Below are 17433 nucleotides of genomic sequence, written 5' to 3' on the forward strand. Positions count from 1 at the left end.
TCAACGCCCACAAGGCCGGCACCATCAAGGGCCTGGGCGCCGAAGTCGGCGCCTCCGTCACCTCCGGCGCCGCGATCTGCGAGATCAAGGACTGAGCCGTACGACACGACCGGGGCGCCCGGCGGACCGATCATCCGGTCCGCCGGGCGCCCCGTTCGGTGCCGGGCCTCGACGGACCGCGCGATGGCTCAGCGTCGGCGCAGATCCGCGACCCGCGCCCGGTCGGCTCCGGGGTTCTGCTCCCCCAGGGCCGTGGCCGAACGCAGGCCCCCCGCGGCGCCCGGGACCTGCCGGCGCGGCCCCGGGAGCGGCACGTCCCGGCGCTGCTGGCGCGCCGGGGCCGGTTCACCGCCCGCCACCGGGGCCACCGGCGCTCCCGGGGCCCCTGCCCCTCCCCCCGACGCTCCCGCCACCGCGATCTGCACGCCCTGGTCGGCCAGCGCCTGGAGTTCGGTACCGGCACGGTCGTCGTGGGCGGGCGGCTCGTCCGTGACCAGGCGGGTGATGACGTCCGTGGGCACGGTCTGGAACATGGTGTCGGTGCCCAGCTTGGAGTGGTCGGCGAGGACGACGACCTCGGCGGCCGCCTGCACCAGCGCGCGGTCGACCGACGCCGACAGCATGTTGGACGTGGACAGGCCCCGCTCCGCCGTCAGCCCGCTCCCGGACAGGAAGGCCTTGGAGACGCGCAGCCCCTGGAGGGACTGCTCGGCCCCCGACCCGACGAGCGCGTAGTTGGACCCGCGGAGGGTGCCACCGGTCATCACGACCTCGACCCGGTTGGCGTGGGCGAGGGCCTGGGCCACCAGCAGCGAGTTGGTGACGACGGTCAGCCCGGGCACCCGCGCGAGCCGGCGCGCCAGCTCCTGCGTGGTGGTCCCGGCCCCGACCACGATGGCCTCGCCCTCTTCCACGAAGCCCGCGGCGAGGTCGGCGATGGCCGTCTTCTCGGCGGTCGCGAGATGGGACTTCTGCGGAAAGCCGGATTCTCGCGTGAATCCGCCCGGCAGTACCGCACCGCCGTGCCGGCGGTCGAGGAGTCCTTCTGCCTCCAGTGCGCGCACGTCCCGCCGTACGGTCACTTCGGAGGTCTGGACGACGCGGGCGAGCTCACGGAGCGACACGGCTCCGTTCGCTCGCACCATTTCGAGGATCAATTGGCGACGTTCTGCAGCGAACACGAAACTGACAGTAACCCCAACGACCGTCTGCTTTCAGCAGTATGCGCCGAATAACAGAAGTTGTTCGCATGGCAGACCCGGAGGTGGTATACGCGCCTACTCCGGCCGACTATGCCGCCCGCACACGCCGCGACGCACCGTGACCACGGACGGTGGACTTCCGGCCGCAGGCCTCAACCCACCAGCGATCCACGCCACTTGACGCTCCATGGGACACGCTACGCGTCCCCGGCGCCCTTCCGGGAGTGCAACTGCCGCGCCACCTCCGCGATCGAGCCCGACAGCGAGGGGTACACCGTGAAGGCGTTCGCGATCTGCTCGACCGTCAGGTTGTTGTCGACCGCGATCGAGATCGGGTGGATCAGCTCCGAGGCCCGCGGCGCCACCACGACCCCGCCCACCACGATCTCGGTGCCCGGCCGGCAGAAGATCTTGACGAAGCCGTCCCGGATGCCCTGCATCTTGGCGCGGGGGTTGCGCAGCAGCGGCAGCTTCACGACCCGGGCGTCGATCTTGCCGGCGTCGACGTCGGCCTGCGAGTAGCCGACCGTGGCGATCTCGGGGTCGGTGAAGACGTTGGACGAGACCGTCTTCAGGTTCAGCGGGGTCACGGCGTCGCCCAGGAAGTGGTACATCGCGATGCGCCCCTGCATGGCGGCGACCGAGGCGAGGGCGAAGACGCCCGTCACGTCACCGGCGGCGTACACACCGGGGGCCGAGGTGCGCGACACCCGGTCGGTGCGGATGTGCCCGGAGTCCTTGAGGTGGACCCCGGCCTCCTCCAGCCCCATCCCCTCGGTGTTGGGGATGGCGCCGACGGCCATCAGGCAGTGCGACCCGGTGATGACCCGCCCGTCGGAGAGGGTCACCTCGACCCGGTCGCCGACCCGCTTGGCGGACTGGGCCCGCGACCGCGCCATGACGTTCATGCCGCGCCGCCGGAACACGTCCTCCAGGACGGCGGCGGCGTCGGGGTCCTCGCCGGGCAGCACCCGGTCGCGGGACGACACGAGCGTGACCTTGGATCCGAGGGCCTGGTAGGCGCCGGCGAACTCGGCACCGGTCACACCGGACCCGACCACGATCAGCTCTTCGGGAAGCTCGTCCAGGTCGTACACCTGGGTCCAGTTCAGGATCCGCTCGCCGTCGGGCCGCGCGTCCGGCAGCTCCCGCGGGTGCCCGCCGGTGGCGATCAGCACGGCGTCCGCGGTGAGCGTCTCCTCGCTCCCGTCGGCGGCGCGCACCACGACCTTGCGCGACCCGTCCAGGGCCTGCATGCCCTCCAGCCGACCGCGCCCGCGCACGACCCGCGCGCCCGCGCGCGTCACGGAAGCGGTGATGTCGTGCGACTGCGCCAGCGCGAGCCGCTTCACCCGCCGGTTGACCTTCCCCAGGTCGACCCCGACCACCCGGGCCGCCTGCTCCATGGGCGGGGTGTCGTCGGCGACGATGATCCCCAGTTCCTCGTACGAGGAGTCGAAGGTGGTCATCACCTCGGCCGTGGCGATCAGGGTCTTGGACGGCACGCAGTCGGTCAGCACCGACGCCCCGCCCAGGCCGTCGCAGTCGACGACGGTCACCTCCGCGCCGAGCTGGGCGGCCACCAGCGCCGCTTCGTATCCGCCGGGTCCGCCGCCAATGATCACGATCCGAGTCACGTACTCCATTGTCCCGCACCCTTCAACGGGCGGCCGCCCGGGGGCACACCTGTTACACGAGTGACGCCGCACCGCTGCCGTACCCTTCCCCCATGTCGCTCTACGCCGCGTACGCCGGCAACCTCGACGCGCGGTTGATGACCCGCCGCGCCCCGCACTCGCCGCTGCGCGCCACCGGCTGGCTGAACGGGTGGCGGCTGACCTTCGGGGGCGAGCACATGGGCTGGGAGGGCGCCCTCGCGACGCTCGTCGAGGACCCGATGTCGCAGGTCTTCGTCTCCCTCTACGACATCGCCCCGATGGACGAGGACTCGCTCGACCGCTGGGAGGGCGTGGGCATGGACATATACCGCCGCACCCGCGTCCGCATCCACACCCTGGAGGGCGAGGAGGGCGCGTGGACGTACGTGCTGAACGCGTACGAGGGCGGCCTGCCCTCCGCCCGCTACCTGGGCGAGGTGGCGGACGCCGCCGAGTCGGCCGGCGCGCCCCACGACTACGTGATGGGACTCCGCAAGCGCCCCTGCTGAGCCGCCCTCGTCAGAAACAACAAAACAACAATCGCAATCCCGTGAGCTCCGTCATCTACGCGCGTAGGCGTAAACCGGCTACCCTCTTCGGCGTGAACGCATCTCTTCTTCCGGACGACATCCAGGGCGACCCGTACGCCGCCGCCGACGCCGCCGCGGCCCGCCTGCGCGAACTCACCGGCGCCGAGACCCACGACGTCGCCCTCGTGATGGGCTCCGGCTGGGCACCGGCCGTGGACGCCCTGGGCGCCCCCGAGACCGATCTCCAGGTCACCGACCTGCCGGGCTTCCCCAAGCCGGCGGTGGAGGGGCACGGCGGCAAGGTCCGCTCGTACTCCATCGGCGACAAGCGCGCGCTGGTCTTCCTGGGCCGCACCCACTACTACGAGGGCCACGGCGTGGCCGCCGTCTCGCACGGCGTCCGCACGGCCGTCGCGGCCGGCGCCAAGACCATCATCCTGACCAACGGCTGCGGCGGCCTGCGCGAGGGCATGCGCCCCGGCCAGCCGGTCCTGATCAGCGACCACATCAACCTCACCGCCACCTCCCCCATCGTCGGCGCCAACTTCGTCGACCTCACCGACCTCTACTCCCCGCGCCTGCGCGCCCTCTGCAAGGAGGTCGACCCCACGCTGGAGGAGGGCGTCTACGCCCAGTTCCCCGGCCCGCACTACGAGACGCCGGCCGAGATCCGCATGGCCCGCGTGATCGGCGCGGACCTGGTGGGCATGTCGACGGTCCTGGAGGCGATCGCGGCCCGCGAGGCCGGCGCGGAGGTCCTGGGCATCTCCCTGGTGACCAACCTCGCCGCGGGCATGACGGGCGAACCCCTCAACCACGAGGAGGTCCTCCAGGCCGGCCGCGACTCCGCCACCCGGATGGGCTCCCTCCTGACCCAGGTCCTCGGCCGCCTCTGACCAAGGTCGCCCCGGCCCGCGCCCGGCGCGGGCCGGGGAAGGCGACGCCCCGCGGTCCCGTACGGCGAGAAGGAGCGGACCCGGGGAGGGCGAGCACCCGCAGCCGCGTACGGCGAGAAGGGGCCGGGCCGGGGGGTGTCCGCCCGCAGCGGTTGGCCCGTCAACGAACGCCCCCCGGCACGGCCCCGACCCACAGACCACCGCACGCGCAACGCACGCCCCCACCGAACCCGCACAGGCCGCCGCAGGCACCCCGCCGAGGCACCCGCAGGCACCCGCGCCCCCACCGAACCCCCCGAGGCCGCCGCAGGCACCCCCGCAAAGGCGCCGCAGGCCCCCGCAGACACGAGAGGCTGACCGACGTGCACGACGACCTCCTCGCACGCGCCAAGGCATGGCTGGCCGAGGACCCCGACGCGGACACCCGCGCGGAACTCGCCGCGCTCATCGACGCCGAGGACCACGCCGAACTCACCGCACGCTTCTCCGGCACCCTCCAGTTCGGCACCGCGGGCCTCCGCGGCGAACTCGGCGCCGGCCCCCTGCGCATGAACCGCTCGGTCGTCATCCGCGCCGCCGCCGGCCTCGCCGCGTACCTGAAGGGCCAGGGCCACCCCGACGGTCTCGTCGTCATCGGCTACGACGCCCGCCACAAGTCCGAGGACTTCGCCCGCGACACCGCCGCCGTCATGACCGGCGCCGGCCTCCGCGCGGCCGTCCTCCCCCGCCCCCTCCCCACCCCCGTCCTCGCCTTCGCCATCCGGCACCTCGGCGCCGTCGCGGGCGTCGAGGTGACCGCCAGCCACAACCCGCCCCGCGACAACGGCTACAAGGTGTACCTGGGCGACGGCTCCCAGATCGTGCCCCCCGCCGACGCCGGGATCGCCGCCGAGATCGACGCCGTGCGCTCCCTCGACGACGTCCCCCGCCCCACCACCGGCTGGCAGACCCTCGACGACTCCGTCCTGGACGCCTACCTCGCCCGCACGGACGCGGTCCTCTCCGCCGGCTCCCCCCGCACCGCCCGCACCGTCTACACCGCGATGCACGGCGTCGGCAAGGACACCCTCCTGGCCGCCTTCGCCCGGGCCGGCTTCCCGGAGCCCGTCCTCGTCACGGAGCAGGCCGAGCCCGACCCGGACTTCCCCACCGTCGCCTTCCCCAACCCGGAGGAGCCCGGTGCGATGGACCTGTCCTTCGCGCGGGCCCGCGAGACCGAGCCCGACCTGGTCATCGCCAACGACCCGGACGCGGACCGCTGCGCGGTGGCCGTCCCCTCCGGCGGCGACTGGCGCATGCTCCGCGGCGACGAGGTCGGCGCCCTCCTCGCCGCGCACCTGGTCACCCGCGGCGCGCGGGGCACGTTCGCGGAGTCGATCGTCTCCTCCTCCCTCCTCGGCCGCATCGCCGGGAAGGCGGGGCTCCCGTACGAGGAGACCCTCACCGGCTTCAAGTGGATCGCCCGCGTCGAGGGCCTGCGCTACGGCTACGAGGAGGCCCTCGGCTACTGCGTCGACCCGGAGGGCGTCCGCGACAAGGACGGCATCACCGCGGCCCTCCTGATCACGGAGCTGGCCTCCGCCCTCAAGGAGAAGGGCCGCACGCTCCTGGACCTCCTCGACGACCTGGCCGTGGAGCACGGCCTGCACGCCACCGACCAGCTCTCGGTCCGCGTGGAGGACCTCTCCGTCATCGCGGCCGCGATGCACCGCCTGCGCGAGCAGCCCCCGACCCGCCTCGCGGGCCTGCCCGTCACGCGCGCGGAGGACCTCACGCGGGGCACGGAGAGCCTGCCGCCCACGGACGGCCTGCGCTACACGCTGGACGGCGCGCGGGTGATCGTCCGCCCGAGCGGTACGGAGCCGAAGCTGAAGTGCTACCTGGAGGTGGTGGTCCCGGTCGCCGGTCACTCCGCCCTCCCGGAGGCGCGCGCCCATGCCGACGCCCTGCTGACGGCCCTCAAGCGAGACCTCTCCGCGGCGGCGGGCATCTGACGAACCGGGGTGGCTGCCACGCACGAGGTGGCAGCCACCAGGACCGCCCCGGCTGTCACCACGGACCTGCACCCCCCACAGGCCGGACGCGGCACCCCACCCGGCGGCACCCCATCGGGTGATTTCCGGCATGCGGTTGACCCACCCTCCCCCTACCTGGCTCCCCTCCGGGCAACGGTGGACCGGAAACCGCACCGCCGAGAGCCACCCAGGGAGCCGCCGTGTCCTCGACCGCGCCCAAGACCACCCCCAGCGGACACATCCCCGGCACCCGCCGCCCCCGTCCGGCGGTCCCCACCGCACCGTCACCGCGAGGCGGCGCCCGCGACCGTGCCCGAGCCCACGCCCGACGCCTCCTGAGCGCCGCGCAGCACGCCGCGCCCGCCCTCGGCGCCTACCTGGCCGTGCGCCTCACGGGCCTGCTGGTGCTCGCCGTCTGGGCGCCCCGCCGCCACCAGGACCTCTGGGTGAACCTGGCCGCCCAGTGGGACTCCGACTGGTACCTCGGCATCGCCGAGCACGGCTACGCCCGCGAACTCGGCACCACTCCCAACGCCAACAACCTGGCGTTCTTCCCGCTCTACCCGGTCCTGGTCAAGGCGGTCGCGGTCCTCACCCCCGGCAGCCGCGCCTCGACGGGCCTGGGTCTCGCGGTCGTCGCCTCGCTGGTCGCCGCGTGGGGCATCTTCGCGGTGGGCGACCGGCTGCACGGCCGCCGCGTCGGCGTGCTGCTCACCACGCTGTGGGCTGCGTTCCCGGTCGGCGCGGTGCAGTGGATGGGGTACACGGAGTCCCTGTTCACGGCCTGCGCGGCGTGGGCGCTGTACGCGGTGCTGACGGAACGCTGGCTGTGTGCGGCGGGCTTCGCCACGCTGGCGGGGCTGACCCGTCCGACCGGCATCGCGGTGGCGGCGGCGGTCACGGTGACGGCGCTGCTGCACCTGGCCCGTCACCGCGCGCTCCTGCCCCGCGTCCTGGCGGCGGCGGCCCTGGCGCCGCTCGGCTGGTGCGCGTACCTCGCCTGGGTGGGCCTGCGCCTGGGCCGCTGGGACGGCTACTTCGCCGTACAGCGGCTCTGGTACAACGAGCTGGACGGCGGCCTGCGGACGCTGCACCAGATCCGGTGGCTGTTGTGGCGCGACCCGACACCGCACCTGTTCCTGGTGATGGTGACGCTCACGCTGCTCGGTTCGGTGGTGCTGTTCGGCCTGTCCGCGTGGGACCGCCAGCCCGCCGCGCTGCTGGTCTTCACGGGGGTCATGCTGGCGATCGTCCTGGGCAGCGGAGGCGTGTACTTCCCGCGGGCGCGCTTCCTGCTCCCCGCCTTCCCGCTGCTGCTGCCGCTGGCCGTGCACCTGTCCCGCGCCTCACGGCGCCACCGCGCGCTGGCGCTGTCGGCGGCGGTGCTGGGGTCGGCGTACTGCGGCGGGTACATGCTGGTGGCCTGGTCAGCGGCCCCGTGAACACCCCGCGACACCACGAGGCCGCACCGTCGAAGCCACCGCGCCCCGCGTCCGGTCAGCCGGTCCCCAGCAGCACGGCGAGCAGTACCACCCCGGCGGCCACCGGCGCGAGGATCTCGTAGGCCCACCGCACCGTCACCTCGCCCTGCGAGGTGTTGGCCGGCTTCCGCGCCTCCAACAGCTCCCGCAGTTCGTCCATGACCTTGTCGGTCTCCGCCCGCACCGGCCCCTCGACGACGGCGCCCGGAGCGGCGACGTCGGCCCGCGCCCCGCCCCCGCCGAGGCCCCCGAGCAGGCCACCGCGTCCGCGTCCGCCCCCGGAGGCCCGCCGTGCCTCCTGCCGTGCGGCCTTCTTCCGGCCACGCAGGGAGACGGGGATGGACCAGAGCTGGTACTTGTCGCCGGACTCGGTGAAGACCTCGTTGGAGTAACTCGACCGGAAGGACGCGACCTGCCCCCAGGGCAGCACGATCACGCGGAACGGGTTGCGCACGCGCAGCCGGTCGTCGTTGGCGAAGACCGCGGGCCGCACGGTGTAGGCGGCGATGAGCGGCGCGAGGAAGAGCAGCACCGCGAGCGCGGTCCAGGGCGTGCGCCCCTCCCCCGCGACCAAGGCGTCGATGCCGAGCCACAGAGCGAGGGCGAGCAGCAGGACGCCGCCGGCGAGGCCCGCGGGCGAACGGTAGATCCGGTCCTTGGACACGGGTACCGGCGGCTGCGGCGGTGGTGACTGGGACTCCGGGGTCGTCATGGTGCCGATTGTGCCCGACGGCCCGCGCGGCGCTCATGGGCGGTGTCACTGCGCGGAACGGAGGCACGGGGCTGTACAGCCGCTACGCGCGTAGATATGCTCGCCTGGTGACCATGCCCACCACTGCATCCGCTGCACCCGCACACGGACTCGCCGACGTCACCGCGTCCGACAGCACGCTGCGCCGCTTCCTCCACGGGCTGCCCGGCGTCGACACGGTCGGCCTGGAGGCGCGCGCCGCCTCGCTCGGCACCCGTTCGATCAAGACCACCGCGAAGGCGTACGCCCTCGACCTCGCGATCTCGATGGTCGACCTGACGACGCTGGAAGGCGCGGACACCCCGGGCAAGGTCCGGGCGCTCGGCGCCAAGGCGGTCCGCCCCGACCCGACCGACCGCACGGCCCCCGCGACGGCGGCCGTCTGCGTGTACCCCGACATGGTGCCCGCCGCCAGGGAGGCCGTCGCCGGCTCCGACGTGAAGGTCGCCTCGGTCGCCACCGCCTTCCCGGCGGGCCGCGCGTCCCTCGCCGTCAAGCTGGCCGACGTGCGCGAGGCCGTGGCGGCGGGCGCGGACGAGGTCGACATGGTCATCGACCGCGGGGCGTTCCTCGCGGGGCACTACATGAAGGTGTACGACGAGATCGTCGCCGTGAAGGAGGCCTGCGGGACGTCGGCCCGCCTCAAGGTCATCTTCGAGACCGGCGAGCTGTCGACGTACGACAACATCCGCCGCGCGAGCTGGCTCGGCATGCTGGCGGGCGCCGACTTCATCAAGACGTCCACCGGCAAGGTCGCGGTGAACGCGACGCCGTCCAACACCCTCCTGATGCTGGAGGCGGTGCGCGACTTCCGCGCGCAGACCGGCGTCCAGGTCGGCGTGAAGCCGGCCGGCGGCATCCGCACCGCCAAGGACGCGATCAAGTTCCTGGTCCTGGTCAACGAGACCGCGGGCGAGGACTGGCTGGACAACCACTGGTTCCGCTTCGGCGCCTCCTCGCTCCTGAACGACCTGCTGATGCAGCGTCAGAAGCTGGCCACCGGCCGCTACTCCGGCCCCGACTACGTGACGGTGGACTGATCACCATGGCACCTGTTTTCGAGTACGCGCCGGCGCCCGAGTCCCGTGCGGTCGTCGACATCGCGCCGTCGTACGGCCTCTTCATCGACGGCGAGTTCGCCGAGGCGGCCGACGGCAAGGTCTTCAAGACCGTCTCCCCGTCCACCGAGGAGGTCCTCTCCGAGGTCGCCGAGGCCGGCGAGGCGGACGTCGACCGCGCCGTCCGGGCCGCCCGCAAGGCCTTCGAGAAGTGGTCGGCGCTCCCCGGCTCCGAGCGCGCTAAGTACCTCTTCCGCATCGCCCGCATCATCCAGGAGCGCAGCCGCGAGCTGGCCGTCCTGGAGACCCTCGACAACGGCAAGCCGATCAAGGAGACCCGCGACGCGGACCTCCCCCTGGTCGCCGCGCACTTCTTCTACTACGCGGGCTGGGCCGACAAGCTCGACCACGCCGGCTACGGGGCGAACCCGCGCCCCCTCGGCGTCGCCGGCCAGGTCATCCCGTGGAACTTCCCGCTCCTGATGCTGGCGTGGAAGATCGCCCCGGCGCTCGCCACCGGCAACACGGTGGTGCTGAAGCCCGCCGAGACGACCCCCCTGTCCGCCCTGTTCTTCGCGGACATCTGCCGTCAGGCGGGCCTGCCCAGGGGCGTCGTCAACATCCTCACCGGTGACGGCCGCACCGGCGCGGCGCTGATCGCCCACCCCGACGTGAACAAGGTCGCCTTCACCGGCTCGACGGCCGTCGGCAAGCAGATCGCGCGCACGGTCGCGGGCACCCGCAAGAAGCTCACCCTGGAGCTGGGCGGCAAGGGCGCCAACATCGTCTTCGACGACGCCCCCATCGACCAGGCCGTCGAGGGCATCGTCAGCGGCATCTTCTTCAACCAGGGCCAGGTCTGCTGCGCGGGCTCGCGCCTGCTGGTCCAGGAGTCGATCCACGACGAGCTGCTGGACTCCCTCAAGCGCCGGCTGACCACCCTGCGCCTGGGCGACCCGCTGGACAAGAACACCGACATCGGCGCGATCAACTCCGCCGAGCAGCTGGCCCGGATCACCGCGCTGGCCGACCAGGGCGAGGCGGAGGGTGCCGAGCGCTGGTCCCCGGCCTGCGAACTGCCGACCTCCGGCTACTGGTTCGCCCCGACGCTCTTCACCAACGTCACCCAGGCGCACACGGTGGCCCGCGACGAGATCTTCGGCCCGGTCCTGTCCGTCCTCACCTTCCGCACGCCCGACGAGGCGGTCGCCAAGGCCAACAACACGCCGTACGGCCTCTCGGCGGGCATCTGGACGGAGAAGGGCTCGCGCATCCTGGCGGTCGCGGGCAAGCTCCGCGCGGGCGTGATCTGGTCCAACACGTTCAACAAGTTCGATCCGACCTCGCCGTTCGGCGGCTACAAGGAGTCGGGCTTCGGCCGCGAGGGCGGCCGCCACGGCCTGGAGGCGTACCTCGATGTCTGAGAAGACCGAAAAGACCGGACCGCGACTCTCGGTCTTCAAGACCTACAAGCTGTACGTGGGCGGCAAGTTCCCGCGTTCCGAGAGCGGCCGGGTGTACGAGGTGACAGACGCTAAGGGCACGTGGCTGGCGAACGCCCCGTTCTCCTCCCGCAAGGACGCCCGCGACGCGGTGGTCGCCGCGCGCAAGGCGTTCGGCGGCTGGTCCGGCGCGACGGCGTACAACCGCGGCCAGATCCTCTACCGCGTCGCCGAGATGCTGGAGGGCCGCCGCGACCAGTACGTGGCGGAGGTGGCCGCCGCGGAGGGCCTGTCGAGGTCGAAGGCGGCGGCGGCCCAGGTCGACGCGGCGATCGACCGCTGGGTCTGGTACGCGGGCTGGACCGACAAGATCGCCCAGGTGGTCGGCGGCGGCAACCCGGTCGCGGGCCCCTTCTTCAACCTGTCCTCCCCGGAGCCGACGGGCGTCGTCGCCGTCCTGGCCCCGCAGGAGTCGTCGTTCCTGGGCCTGGTCTCGGTCGTCGCCCCGGTGATCGCGACGGGCAACACGGCGGTCGTGATCGCGAGCGAGAGGTCCCCGCTCCCGGCCCTCTCCCTGGGCGAGGTGCTGGCCACCTCCGACCTCCCCGGTGGCGTGGTCAACGTCCTGTCCGGCCGTACGGCGGAGATCGCGGCCCCCCTCGCCGCGCACCAGGACGTCAACGCGATCGACCTCACGGGCGCCGACGAGACGCTGGCGAAGGAGCTGGAGATCGCGGCGGCGGACAACCTGAAGCGCGTCCTCCGTCCACAGCCTGTGGACGGAGCCGACTGGTCCGCGACGCCGGGCACCGACCGCATGACGGCGTTCCTGGAGACCAAGACGGTCTGGCACCCGACGGGCGCGCTGGGCGCGTCCGGCTCGTCGTACTGAGACACCAAAGGCCCCGCAGCACGGCGGGGCACCCACGAGCGAGCCGCGTCTTCCCTCCGTCCGGGGAAGGCGCGGTTCTTCGCGCACGGGGGACGGCCGTCAGCGCAGCAGCTGCGTCGCCTGGCCGACCACCGGCACACCGCCCAGCGACTGCGCCTGCGCCACCGGACCGGTCAGTGCCGTCGAGGTGAGCGGCTGGAAGTCGGCGACCTTCGTGCCAACGCCGTTGTCCAGCGGGTCCACACCGGTGCCGGCCAGCGGGTTGGGCTTGAGGTCCGCGACCGGGCCGGTGACGAAACCGACCGTGCCGGTCACGGCCTGGAGGCCCGCCTGCGGGTCGATGTTCCCCAGGGAGGACGGACGGGTGTGCGCCAGGCCGCCGATCGCCTCACCGCCGTCCGCGGAGGCCGTCGCGGCACCCGCGGCCAGGGCCGCCCCGGCGGTCGCGAGGGCGACCAGGGCGCGCTGGGCGTGCGGAGCGTGCGGGGTGCGGGGGGACGCGTGTCGGGCCATCGCTGCTACCACCTCTTGGTGTGGGTTGCTACGGACTACCGTGCTAACCGTGCGGACGGTGATCAGGTCACCGCACACCGCGACCGACGTGTGACGCGCGTTCCAAAGTCGGCCCGCGGGGTCGTACGGCGGGCGGCCGATGCCTCAGACTGGTGTCCCGTGACCACCCATCCGCCCATACCGACGCGAGTCGTGCTGCTCTGCGGCCCCTCCGGCTCCGGCAAGTCCCTCCTCGCCGCCCGCGCCGGCCTTCCGGTGCTGCGCCTCGACGACTTCTACAAGGAGGGCACCGACCCGACGCTGCCGCTGGTGCCGCGGAGTTCCGACATCGACTGGGACCACCCCGGCTCGTGGGACGCGGACGCCGCCGTCGCGGCCATCACGGAGCTGTGCCGCGCGGGCCGTACCCAGGTGCCCGTCTACGACCTCTCGCTCAGCGCCCGCACCGGTGAGTCGGCGATCGACATCGGGCGGGCCCCGCTGTTCCTCGCGGAGGGCATCTTCGCCGCCGAACTCGTCTCCCGCTGCCGGGACCTGGGCGTGCTGGCCGACGCCCTCTGCCTGAGCCGGGGGCCGCTGACGACCTTCCGCCGCCGCTTCCTGCGGGACCTGAGGGAGAGCCGCAAGTCCGTGCCCTTCCTGCTGCGCCGCGGCTGGCGGCTGATGCGGCAGGAGCGGTCGGTCATCGCCCGGCAGACGGCGCTGGGCGCCCACGCCTGCGACCGGGACGAGGCGATGGGCCGGCTGACCGCCGCGGCGGCCGGCCGGTGTCCGGCGGTGCGTACAGCGGCGTAGCACGCGCCTCGGACACCCCGCGCACGCGAGAGCGGGACTGGACGGACCCCCCGGCCCTCCAGCCCCGCTCTCTTCCTGCTCCCCCGTGCTTCCCCCGTGTTCCCCGTTCCCCCGTGTCCCCCCGGGGTGTCCCCCCGGTGTTCCCCCGTGGTGCTTCCCCGTGAGTAAGAGCCCGGGCCCCGCCCCCTGATACACCCCGGCTCGTACTTTTTTTCGCGGGTTCCGCCGCGGGCCCCTCGTCCCCCCGGACCTTCAGGCGACCAGTTCGCCGAAGGCGTCCTCCCGGTCGCGGCCGAAGCTGAGGACCTCGTCCTCGCGCAGCCGGCGGAGCGACCGCCAGATGCTGGACTTCACCGTGCCGACGCTGATACCGAGGATGCCGGCGATCTCCGGGTCCGTGCGGCCCTCGTAGTAGCGGAGGACCAGCATCGTGCGCTGGAGTTCGGGGAGCCGGGCCAGCGCCTGCCACAGGACCGTACGCAGTTCGGTGCCGCGCATCGCGTCCGTGTCGCCGGGCGTCTCCGGGAGTTCCTCGGTCGGGTACTCGTTGAGCTTGCGGCGCCGCCAGGCGCTGATGTGCAGGTTGGTCATGGTGCGGCGGAGGTACCCGCCGACCGCGGCCTTGTCGCTGATCCGCTCCCACGCCCGGTAGGTCGAGAACAGCGCGCTCTGCAACAGGTCCTCGGCCTCGAAACGGTCCCCCGTGAGGTGGTAGGCGGTGGCGTACAGGGAGGCGCGGCGCTCCTGGACGTAGGCGGTGAACTCCGCCTCCGACAGGGAGCGACGCTCCCCCTCTGCCTCCCCGTACGCGCTTCCCCCGTGCGTCTCCCCCTGACGCGCGTCGACCACCGCCATGTACGCGGTGTGCTGACGCCCGGTGCCACGAGCGCACCCCCGTCCGCTCACAGCGGCACCGGACTTCTCGGAACCCCGGTGTACGTGCACGTCGTGCAGACGCGTGACCACTGCGCTGGTGCTGGTGCCGTGCAGCGTGTTCATCTCGCGCCCCCCGTCGTGGACTTCCGGTGTTCGTCGTGCTGTGCCGCGAGGCGCCTCACCGCTTCCTGCTCGGCCGGCGACTCGCTGTGTTGCCCGTGACGAGAAGCCTGCCGCGGTGACTTCATGGCCGTGTCCGTCGACTGTCACAGACCTGTCACAGGGGTCCGTCACGGCTGCCGCACCGTTCCTTCACAGGGTCCGGCGGCGAGGTCCGCCCTCTTCGGGACCCACGGGTCGTACGCCACCCCCTCCATGGGCCAGAATGAGCCCGTGCCTTCCCTGTTGCTGATCGAGGACGACGACGCCATCCGTACGGCCCTGGAGCTCTCCCTGACCCGCCAGGGCCACCGGGTGGCCACCGCTGCCAGCGGTGAGGACGGTCTGAAGCTGCTGCGCGAGCAGCGGCCGGACCTGATCGTGCTGGACGTGATGCTGCCCGGCATCGACGGTTTCGAGGTGTGCCGGCGCATCCGGCGCACCGACCAGCTGCCGATCATCCTGCTGACCGCGCGCAACGACGACATCGACGTGGTCGTCGGTCTCGAGTCGGGCGCCGACGACTACGTCGTCAAACCCGTCCAGGGCCGGGTGCTGGACGCCCGTATCCGGGCCGTGCTGCGGCGCGGGGAGCGGGAGTCCAGCGACTCGGCGAGCTTCGGCGGCCTGGTCATCGACCGGTCCGCGATGACCGTGACCAAGAACGGCGAGGATCTCCAGCTCACGCCGACCGAGCTGCGGCTGCTCCTCGAACTGAGCCGGCGGCCCGGGCAGGCGCTGTCCCGGCAGCAGTTGCTGCGGCTGGTGTGGGAGCACGACTACCTCGGCGACTCGCGCCTGGTGGACGCCTGTGTGCAGCGGCTGCGCGCCAAGGTCGAGGACGTGCCGTCGTCCCCGACGCTGATCCGCACCGTACGAGGTGTCGGCTACCGGCTGGACCCGCCTCAGTGACCCAGGAGCACCAGGGGGGTTCACGCGGCTGGACCGCGACGCGCAAGGGAGTCTGGTCCTGGCTGCGCTTCACCAGTCTGCGCCTGCGACTGGTCCTCGTCTTCGGGCTGGTCGCCCTCACCGCCGCCGTCTCGGCGTCCGGCATCGCGTACTGGCTGAACCGGGAAGCGGTCCTCACCCGCACCCAGGACGCCGTGCTGCGCGGATTCGAACAGGAGATGCAGAACCGGGCGGGCGCGCTGCCCGAGCACCCCGCGCAGGACGAGTTGCAGCACACCGCGGGTCAGATGGCCAACAGCAGCCAGCGGTTCAGCGTGCTGCTGGTCGCCGAGGACGCCGCCGGCCGGACGGTGTACGGCAGTTCCGGGGGGCTGGGCGGCTTCGCGCTCGCCGACGTGCCCGAGTCGCTGCGCACGGCGGTGAACAAGGAGCAGAAGGTCACCTCGGCCAACAAGCACCCGTACCACCTGTACTGGCAGCGGATCACCGACGGCGACACCCCCTACCTGGTGGCCGGCACGAGGGTGATCGGGGGCGGTCCGACCGGCTACATGCTCAAGTCGCTGGAGCCGGAGGCCAAGGACCTCAACTCGCTGGCCTGGTCGCTAGGGATCGCCACCGCGCTCGCCCTGCTGGGGTCGGCGCTGCTCGCACAGGCCCTGGCGACGACCGTGCTGAAGCCGGTGCACCGGCTCGGGGTCGCGGCGCGGCGCCTGGGCGAGGGCAAGCTGGACACCCGGCTGCGCGTGTCCGGCACCGACGAACTGGCCGACCTGTCCCGGACCTTCAACAGCGCCGCCGAGGCGCTGGAGAAACGGGTCGCGGACATGGCCGGCCGCGAGCAGGCCTCACGGCGCTTCGTGGCGGACATGAGCCATGAGCTGCGGACCCCGCTGACGGCGATCACCGCCGTCACCGAGGTGCTGGAGGAGGAACTGGAGTTCGAGGGCGGCGGCTTCGATCCGATGATCGAGCCCGCCGTACGGCTGGTGGTCAGCGAGACGCGGCGGCTGAACGACCTGGTGGAGAACCTGATGGAGGTCACCCGCTTCGACGCGGGCACCGCCCGGCTGGTCCTCGACGACGTCGACGTCGCCGACCAGATCACCGCCTGCATCGACGCCCGCGCCTGGCTGGACGCCGTGGACCTGGACGCCGAGCGCGGCATCCACGCCCGGCTCGACCCGCGCCGCCTGGACGTCATCCTGGCCAACCTGATCGGCAACGCCCTCAAGCACGGCGGATCGCCGGTCAGGGTGTCGGTGGCGCGGGCGGACGACGAGGTCGTCATCCGGGTACGGGACCACGGGCCCGGCATCCCCGAGGACGTCCTGCCGCACGTCTTCGACCGCTTCTACAAGGCGAGCGCCTCCCGGCCGCGCTCCGAGGGCAGCGGGCTCGGCCTGTCCATCGCCCTGGAGAACGCGCACATCCACGGCGGTGAGATCACCGCGGAGAACTCCCCCGAGGGCGGCGCGGTGTTCACGCTGCGGCTGCCGCAGGACCCGCCGGCGGACGAGGAGGCCGAGGACGCCGCGGGTGACGGGAGCAGGGGCAAGGACGCGAAGGGACAGGTCTGATGACCGTACGCCGCCTGTCGGCACTGCCCGGGCTGGCCGTGCTGGCCGCGCTGCTCGCCGGCTGCGGCATCCGCGCCACGGAGGTGCCCACGGACTACGGCCCGGCGCCGTCGAGGGTGCGGTGCTCGCTCGCCGAGCCGGACGGGACGACGGGGGCGGCGCCCGGGCTTCCGGTGCAGGTCTTCCTGTTGTGCGGCTCGTCGCTGGTGGCCGTGGACCGGACGGTCCCGGTGCCGGACGGCGCGGCGGACGCCGGACGGCGGGTGCTGGTGGCCCAGGGGCTGCTCGACCAGCTCACGGCGGAGCCGTCGGCCGCGGAGGAGGAGGCGGGGTACAGCACGGACGTACGCCGCGGGACCGGCGTCACCGGCCCGCGCCCCGGCGACCCCGAGGACACCCTGCGGCTGAGCACCGCCCCCGGCGACCTCACCTCGTACGCCCTCGCCCAGGTCGTCTGCACCTTCTCCGACTCGGCCGCCGCCGAGGGCGACGGCTCCGTCATCCTGGCCGGGCCCGCCGAGGAGGCCGCCCGCCGCTACACCTGCACGGACGAGGTCCGTGCCCGGCCCGGCAGCAGCGAGCCGCCCTCCACCGAGGTCACCGACGGCTGACGGTGCCTCTCCGCCCCCGGGGGGCGGCGGCCCGGCGGGGCCGTGTGGCGCAGGCCTCACCC

16 protein-coding genes are annotated in these 17433 nt (G+C 73.0%); 11 read left to right on the forward strand and 5 right to left on the reverse strand.

Going from position 1 to position 17433, the window contains the following annotated elements; translation table 11 throughout:
- Positions 1 to 188: 188 nt before the first annotated feature.
- Both ACZ6EG_RS13600 and ACZ6EG_RS13605 read right to left on the reverse strand, forming a co-directional pair.
- The gene (locus ACZ6EG_RS13600) at positions 189 to 1181 is read right to left on the reverse strand and encodes a DeoR/GlpR family DNA-binding transcription regulator (RefSeq protein ID WP_391969806.1); all 993 of its coding nucleotides are present in this window, start codon (positions 1179 to 1181) and stop codon (positions 189 to 191) included.
- A 218-nt stretch (positions 1182 to 1399) separates the two neighbouring features.
- Entirely contained in the window at positions 1400 to 2848 is a 1449-nt protein-coding gene (locus ACZ6EG_RS13605; protein WP_356612948.1) for an NAD(P)H-quinone dehydrogenase, read from the reverse strand.
- A gap of 83 nt (positions 2849 to 2931) precedes the next feature.
- Between ACZ6EG_RS13605 and ACZ6EG_RS13610 the strand changes: the two genes are divergently transcribed.
- The 4 genes from ACZ6EG_RS13610 to ACZ6EG_RS13625 all read left to right on the forward strand — a co-directional run bounded on the left by ACZ6EG_RS13610 (position 2932) and on the right by ACZ6EG_RS13625 (position 7743).
- Positions 2932 to 3369: a gamma-glutamylcyclotransferase family protein gene (locus ACZ6EG_RS13610; RefSeq protein ID WP_391969807.1), complete on the forward strand. Its 438-nt coding sequence runs from the start codon at positions 2932 to 2934 to the stop codon at positions 3367 to 3369.
- A 92-nt stretch (positions 3370 to 3461) separates the two neighbouring features.
- Positions 3462 to 4286 (forward strand): purine-nucleoside phosphorylase, encoded by an 825-nt coding sequence (locus ACZ6EG_RS13615; RefSeq protein WP_391969808.1) that lies wholly within the window; start codon positions 3462 to 3464, stop codon positions 4284 to 4286.
- 362 nt (positions 4287 to 4648) lie between these two features.
- A complete protein-coding gene (locus ACZ6EG_RS13620) occupies positions 4649 to 6280 on the forward strand; it encodes a phospho-sugar mutase (RefSeq protein WP_391969809.1) in 1632 nt (543 codons plus the stop codon).
- Between the two features lie 221 nt (positions 6281 to 6501).
- Positions 6502 to 7743, forward strand: a complete 1242-nt coding sequence (locus ACZ6EG_RS13625; protein WP_391969810.1) for a hypothetical protein — start codon at positions 6502 to 6504, stop codon at positions 7741 to 7743.
- 55 nt (positions 7744 to 7798) lie between these two features.
- Here ACZ6EG_RS13625 and ACZ6EG_RS13630 read toward each other — a convergent pair whose 3' ends face one another.
- Positions 7799 to 8494, reverse strand: a complete 696-nt coding sequence (locus ACZ6EG_RS13630; protein WP_391969811.1) for a PH domain-containing protein — start codon at positions 8492 to 8494, stop codon at positions 7799 to 7801.
- A 107-nt stretch (positions 8495 to 8601) separates the two neighbouring features.
- On the opposite strand from ACZ6EG_RS13630, the gene deoC reads away from it, so the two are divergent.
- From deoC to ACZ6EG_RS13645, 3 genes are read left to right on the forward strand one after another with little or no spacing between them, the layout of a single operon-like run.
- The gene (gene deoC, locus ACZ6EG_RS13635) at positions 8602 to 9573 is read left to right on the forward strand and encodes a deoxyribose-phosphate aldolase (RefSeq protein WP_469604359.1); all 972 of its coding nucleotides are present in this window, start codon (positions 8602 to 8604) and stop codon (positions 9571 to 9573) included.
- Positions 9574 to 9578: 5 nt separating this feature from the next.
- Positions 9579 to 11015, forward strand: coding sequence for an aldehyde dehydrogenase family protein (locus ACZ6EG_RS13640; RefSeq protein ID WP_391969813.1), 1437 nt, complete (start codon positions 9579 to 9581; stop codon positions 11013 to 11015).
- The gene (locus tag ACZ6EG_RS13645) at positions 11008 to 11925 is read left to right on the forward strand and encodes an aldehyde dehydrogenase family protein (RefSeq protein WP_469604361.1); all 918 of its coding nucleotides are present in this window, start codon (positions 11008 to 11010) and stop codon (positions 11923 to 11925) included. The genes ACZ6EG_RS13640 and ACZ6EG_RS13645 overlap by 8 nt, the downstream gene beginning before the upstream one ends.
- A gap of 99 nt (positions 11926 to 12024) precedes the next feature.
- Here the strand turns inward: ACZ6EG_RS13645 and ACZ6EG_RS13650 are convergent, their stop codons facing one another.
- Positions 12025 to 12438 carry a hypothetical protein gene (locus tag ACZ6EG_RS13650; RefSeq protein ID WP_391969815.1) on the reverse strand — a complete coding sequence of 138 codons (414 nt, stop codon included), beginning with the start codon at positions 12436 to 12438 and terminating at the stop codon, positions 12025 to 12027.
- Between the two features lie 192 nt (positions 12439 to 12630).
- Between ACZ6EG_RS13650 and ACZ6EG_RS13655 the strand changes: the two genes are divergently transcribed.
- The gene (locus tag ACZ6EG_RS13655; protein ID WP_391970119.1) at positions 12631 to 13233 is read left to right on the forward strand and encodes a uridine kinase family protein; all 603 of its coding nucleotides are present in this window, start codon (positions 12631 to 12633) and stop codon (positions 13231 to 13233) included.
- Between the two features lie 252 nt (positions 13234 to 13485).
- Here the strand turns inward: ACZ6EG_RS13655 and ACZ6EG_RS13660 are convergent, their stop codons facing one another.
- On the reverse strand, positions 13486 to 14232 hold the full coding sequence (locus ACZ6EG_RS13660) for a SigE family RNA polymerase sigma factor (protein ID WP_458418884.1): 747 nt from the start codon (positions 14230 to 14232) through the stop codon (positions 13486 to 13488).
- A 270-nt stretch (positions 14233 to 14502) separates the two neighbouring features.
- Here ACZ6EG_RS13660 and afsQ1 point away from each other — a divergent pair, with 270 nt between their 5' ends.
- Genes afsQ1 through ACZ6EG_RS13675 form a run of 3 tightly spaced genes read left to right on the forward strand, consistent with a single transcriptional unit; the run spans position 14503 to position 17371 of the window.
- Positions 14503 to 15180: a two-component system response regulator AfsQ1 gene (afsQ1, locus tag ACZ6EG_RS13665; protein WP_053136154.1), complete on the forward strand. Its 678-nt coding sequence runs from the start codon at positions 14503 to 14505 to the stop codon at positions 15178 to 15180.
- The gene (locus ACZ6EG_RS13670) at positions 15177 to 16760 is read left to right on the forward strand and encodes an ATP-binding protein (protein WP_384695285.1); all 1584 of its coding nucleotides are present in this window, start codon (positions 15177 to 15179) and stop codon (positions 16758 to 16760) included. Before afsQ1 ends, ACZ6EG_RS13670 begins: the two co-directional genes overlap by 4 nt.
- Entirely contained in the window at positions 16760 to 17371 is a 612-nt protein-coding gene (locus ACZ6EG_RS13675; RefSeq protein WP_391969817.1) for a hypothetical protein, read from the forward strand. Before ACZ6EG_RS13670 ends, ACZ6EG_RS13675 begins: the two co-directional genes overlap by 1 nt.
- Positions 17372 to 17433: the final 62 nt, after the last annotated feature.

It is taken from the genome of Streptomyces sp. NPDC041968 (genome assembly GCF_055589025.1).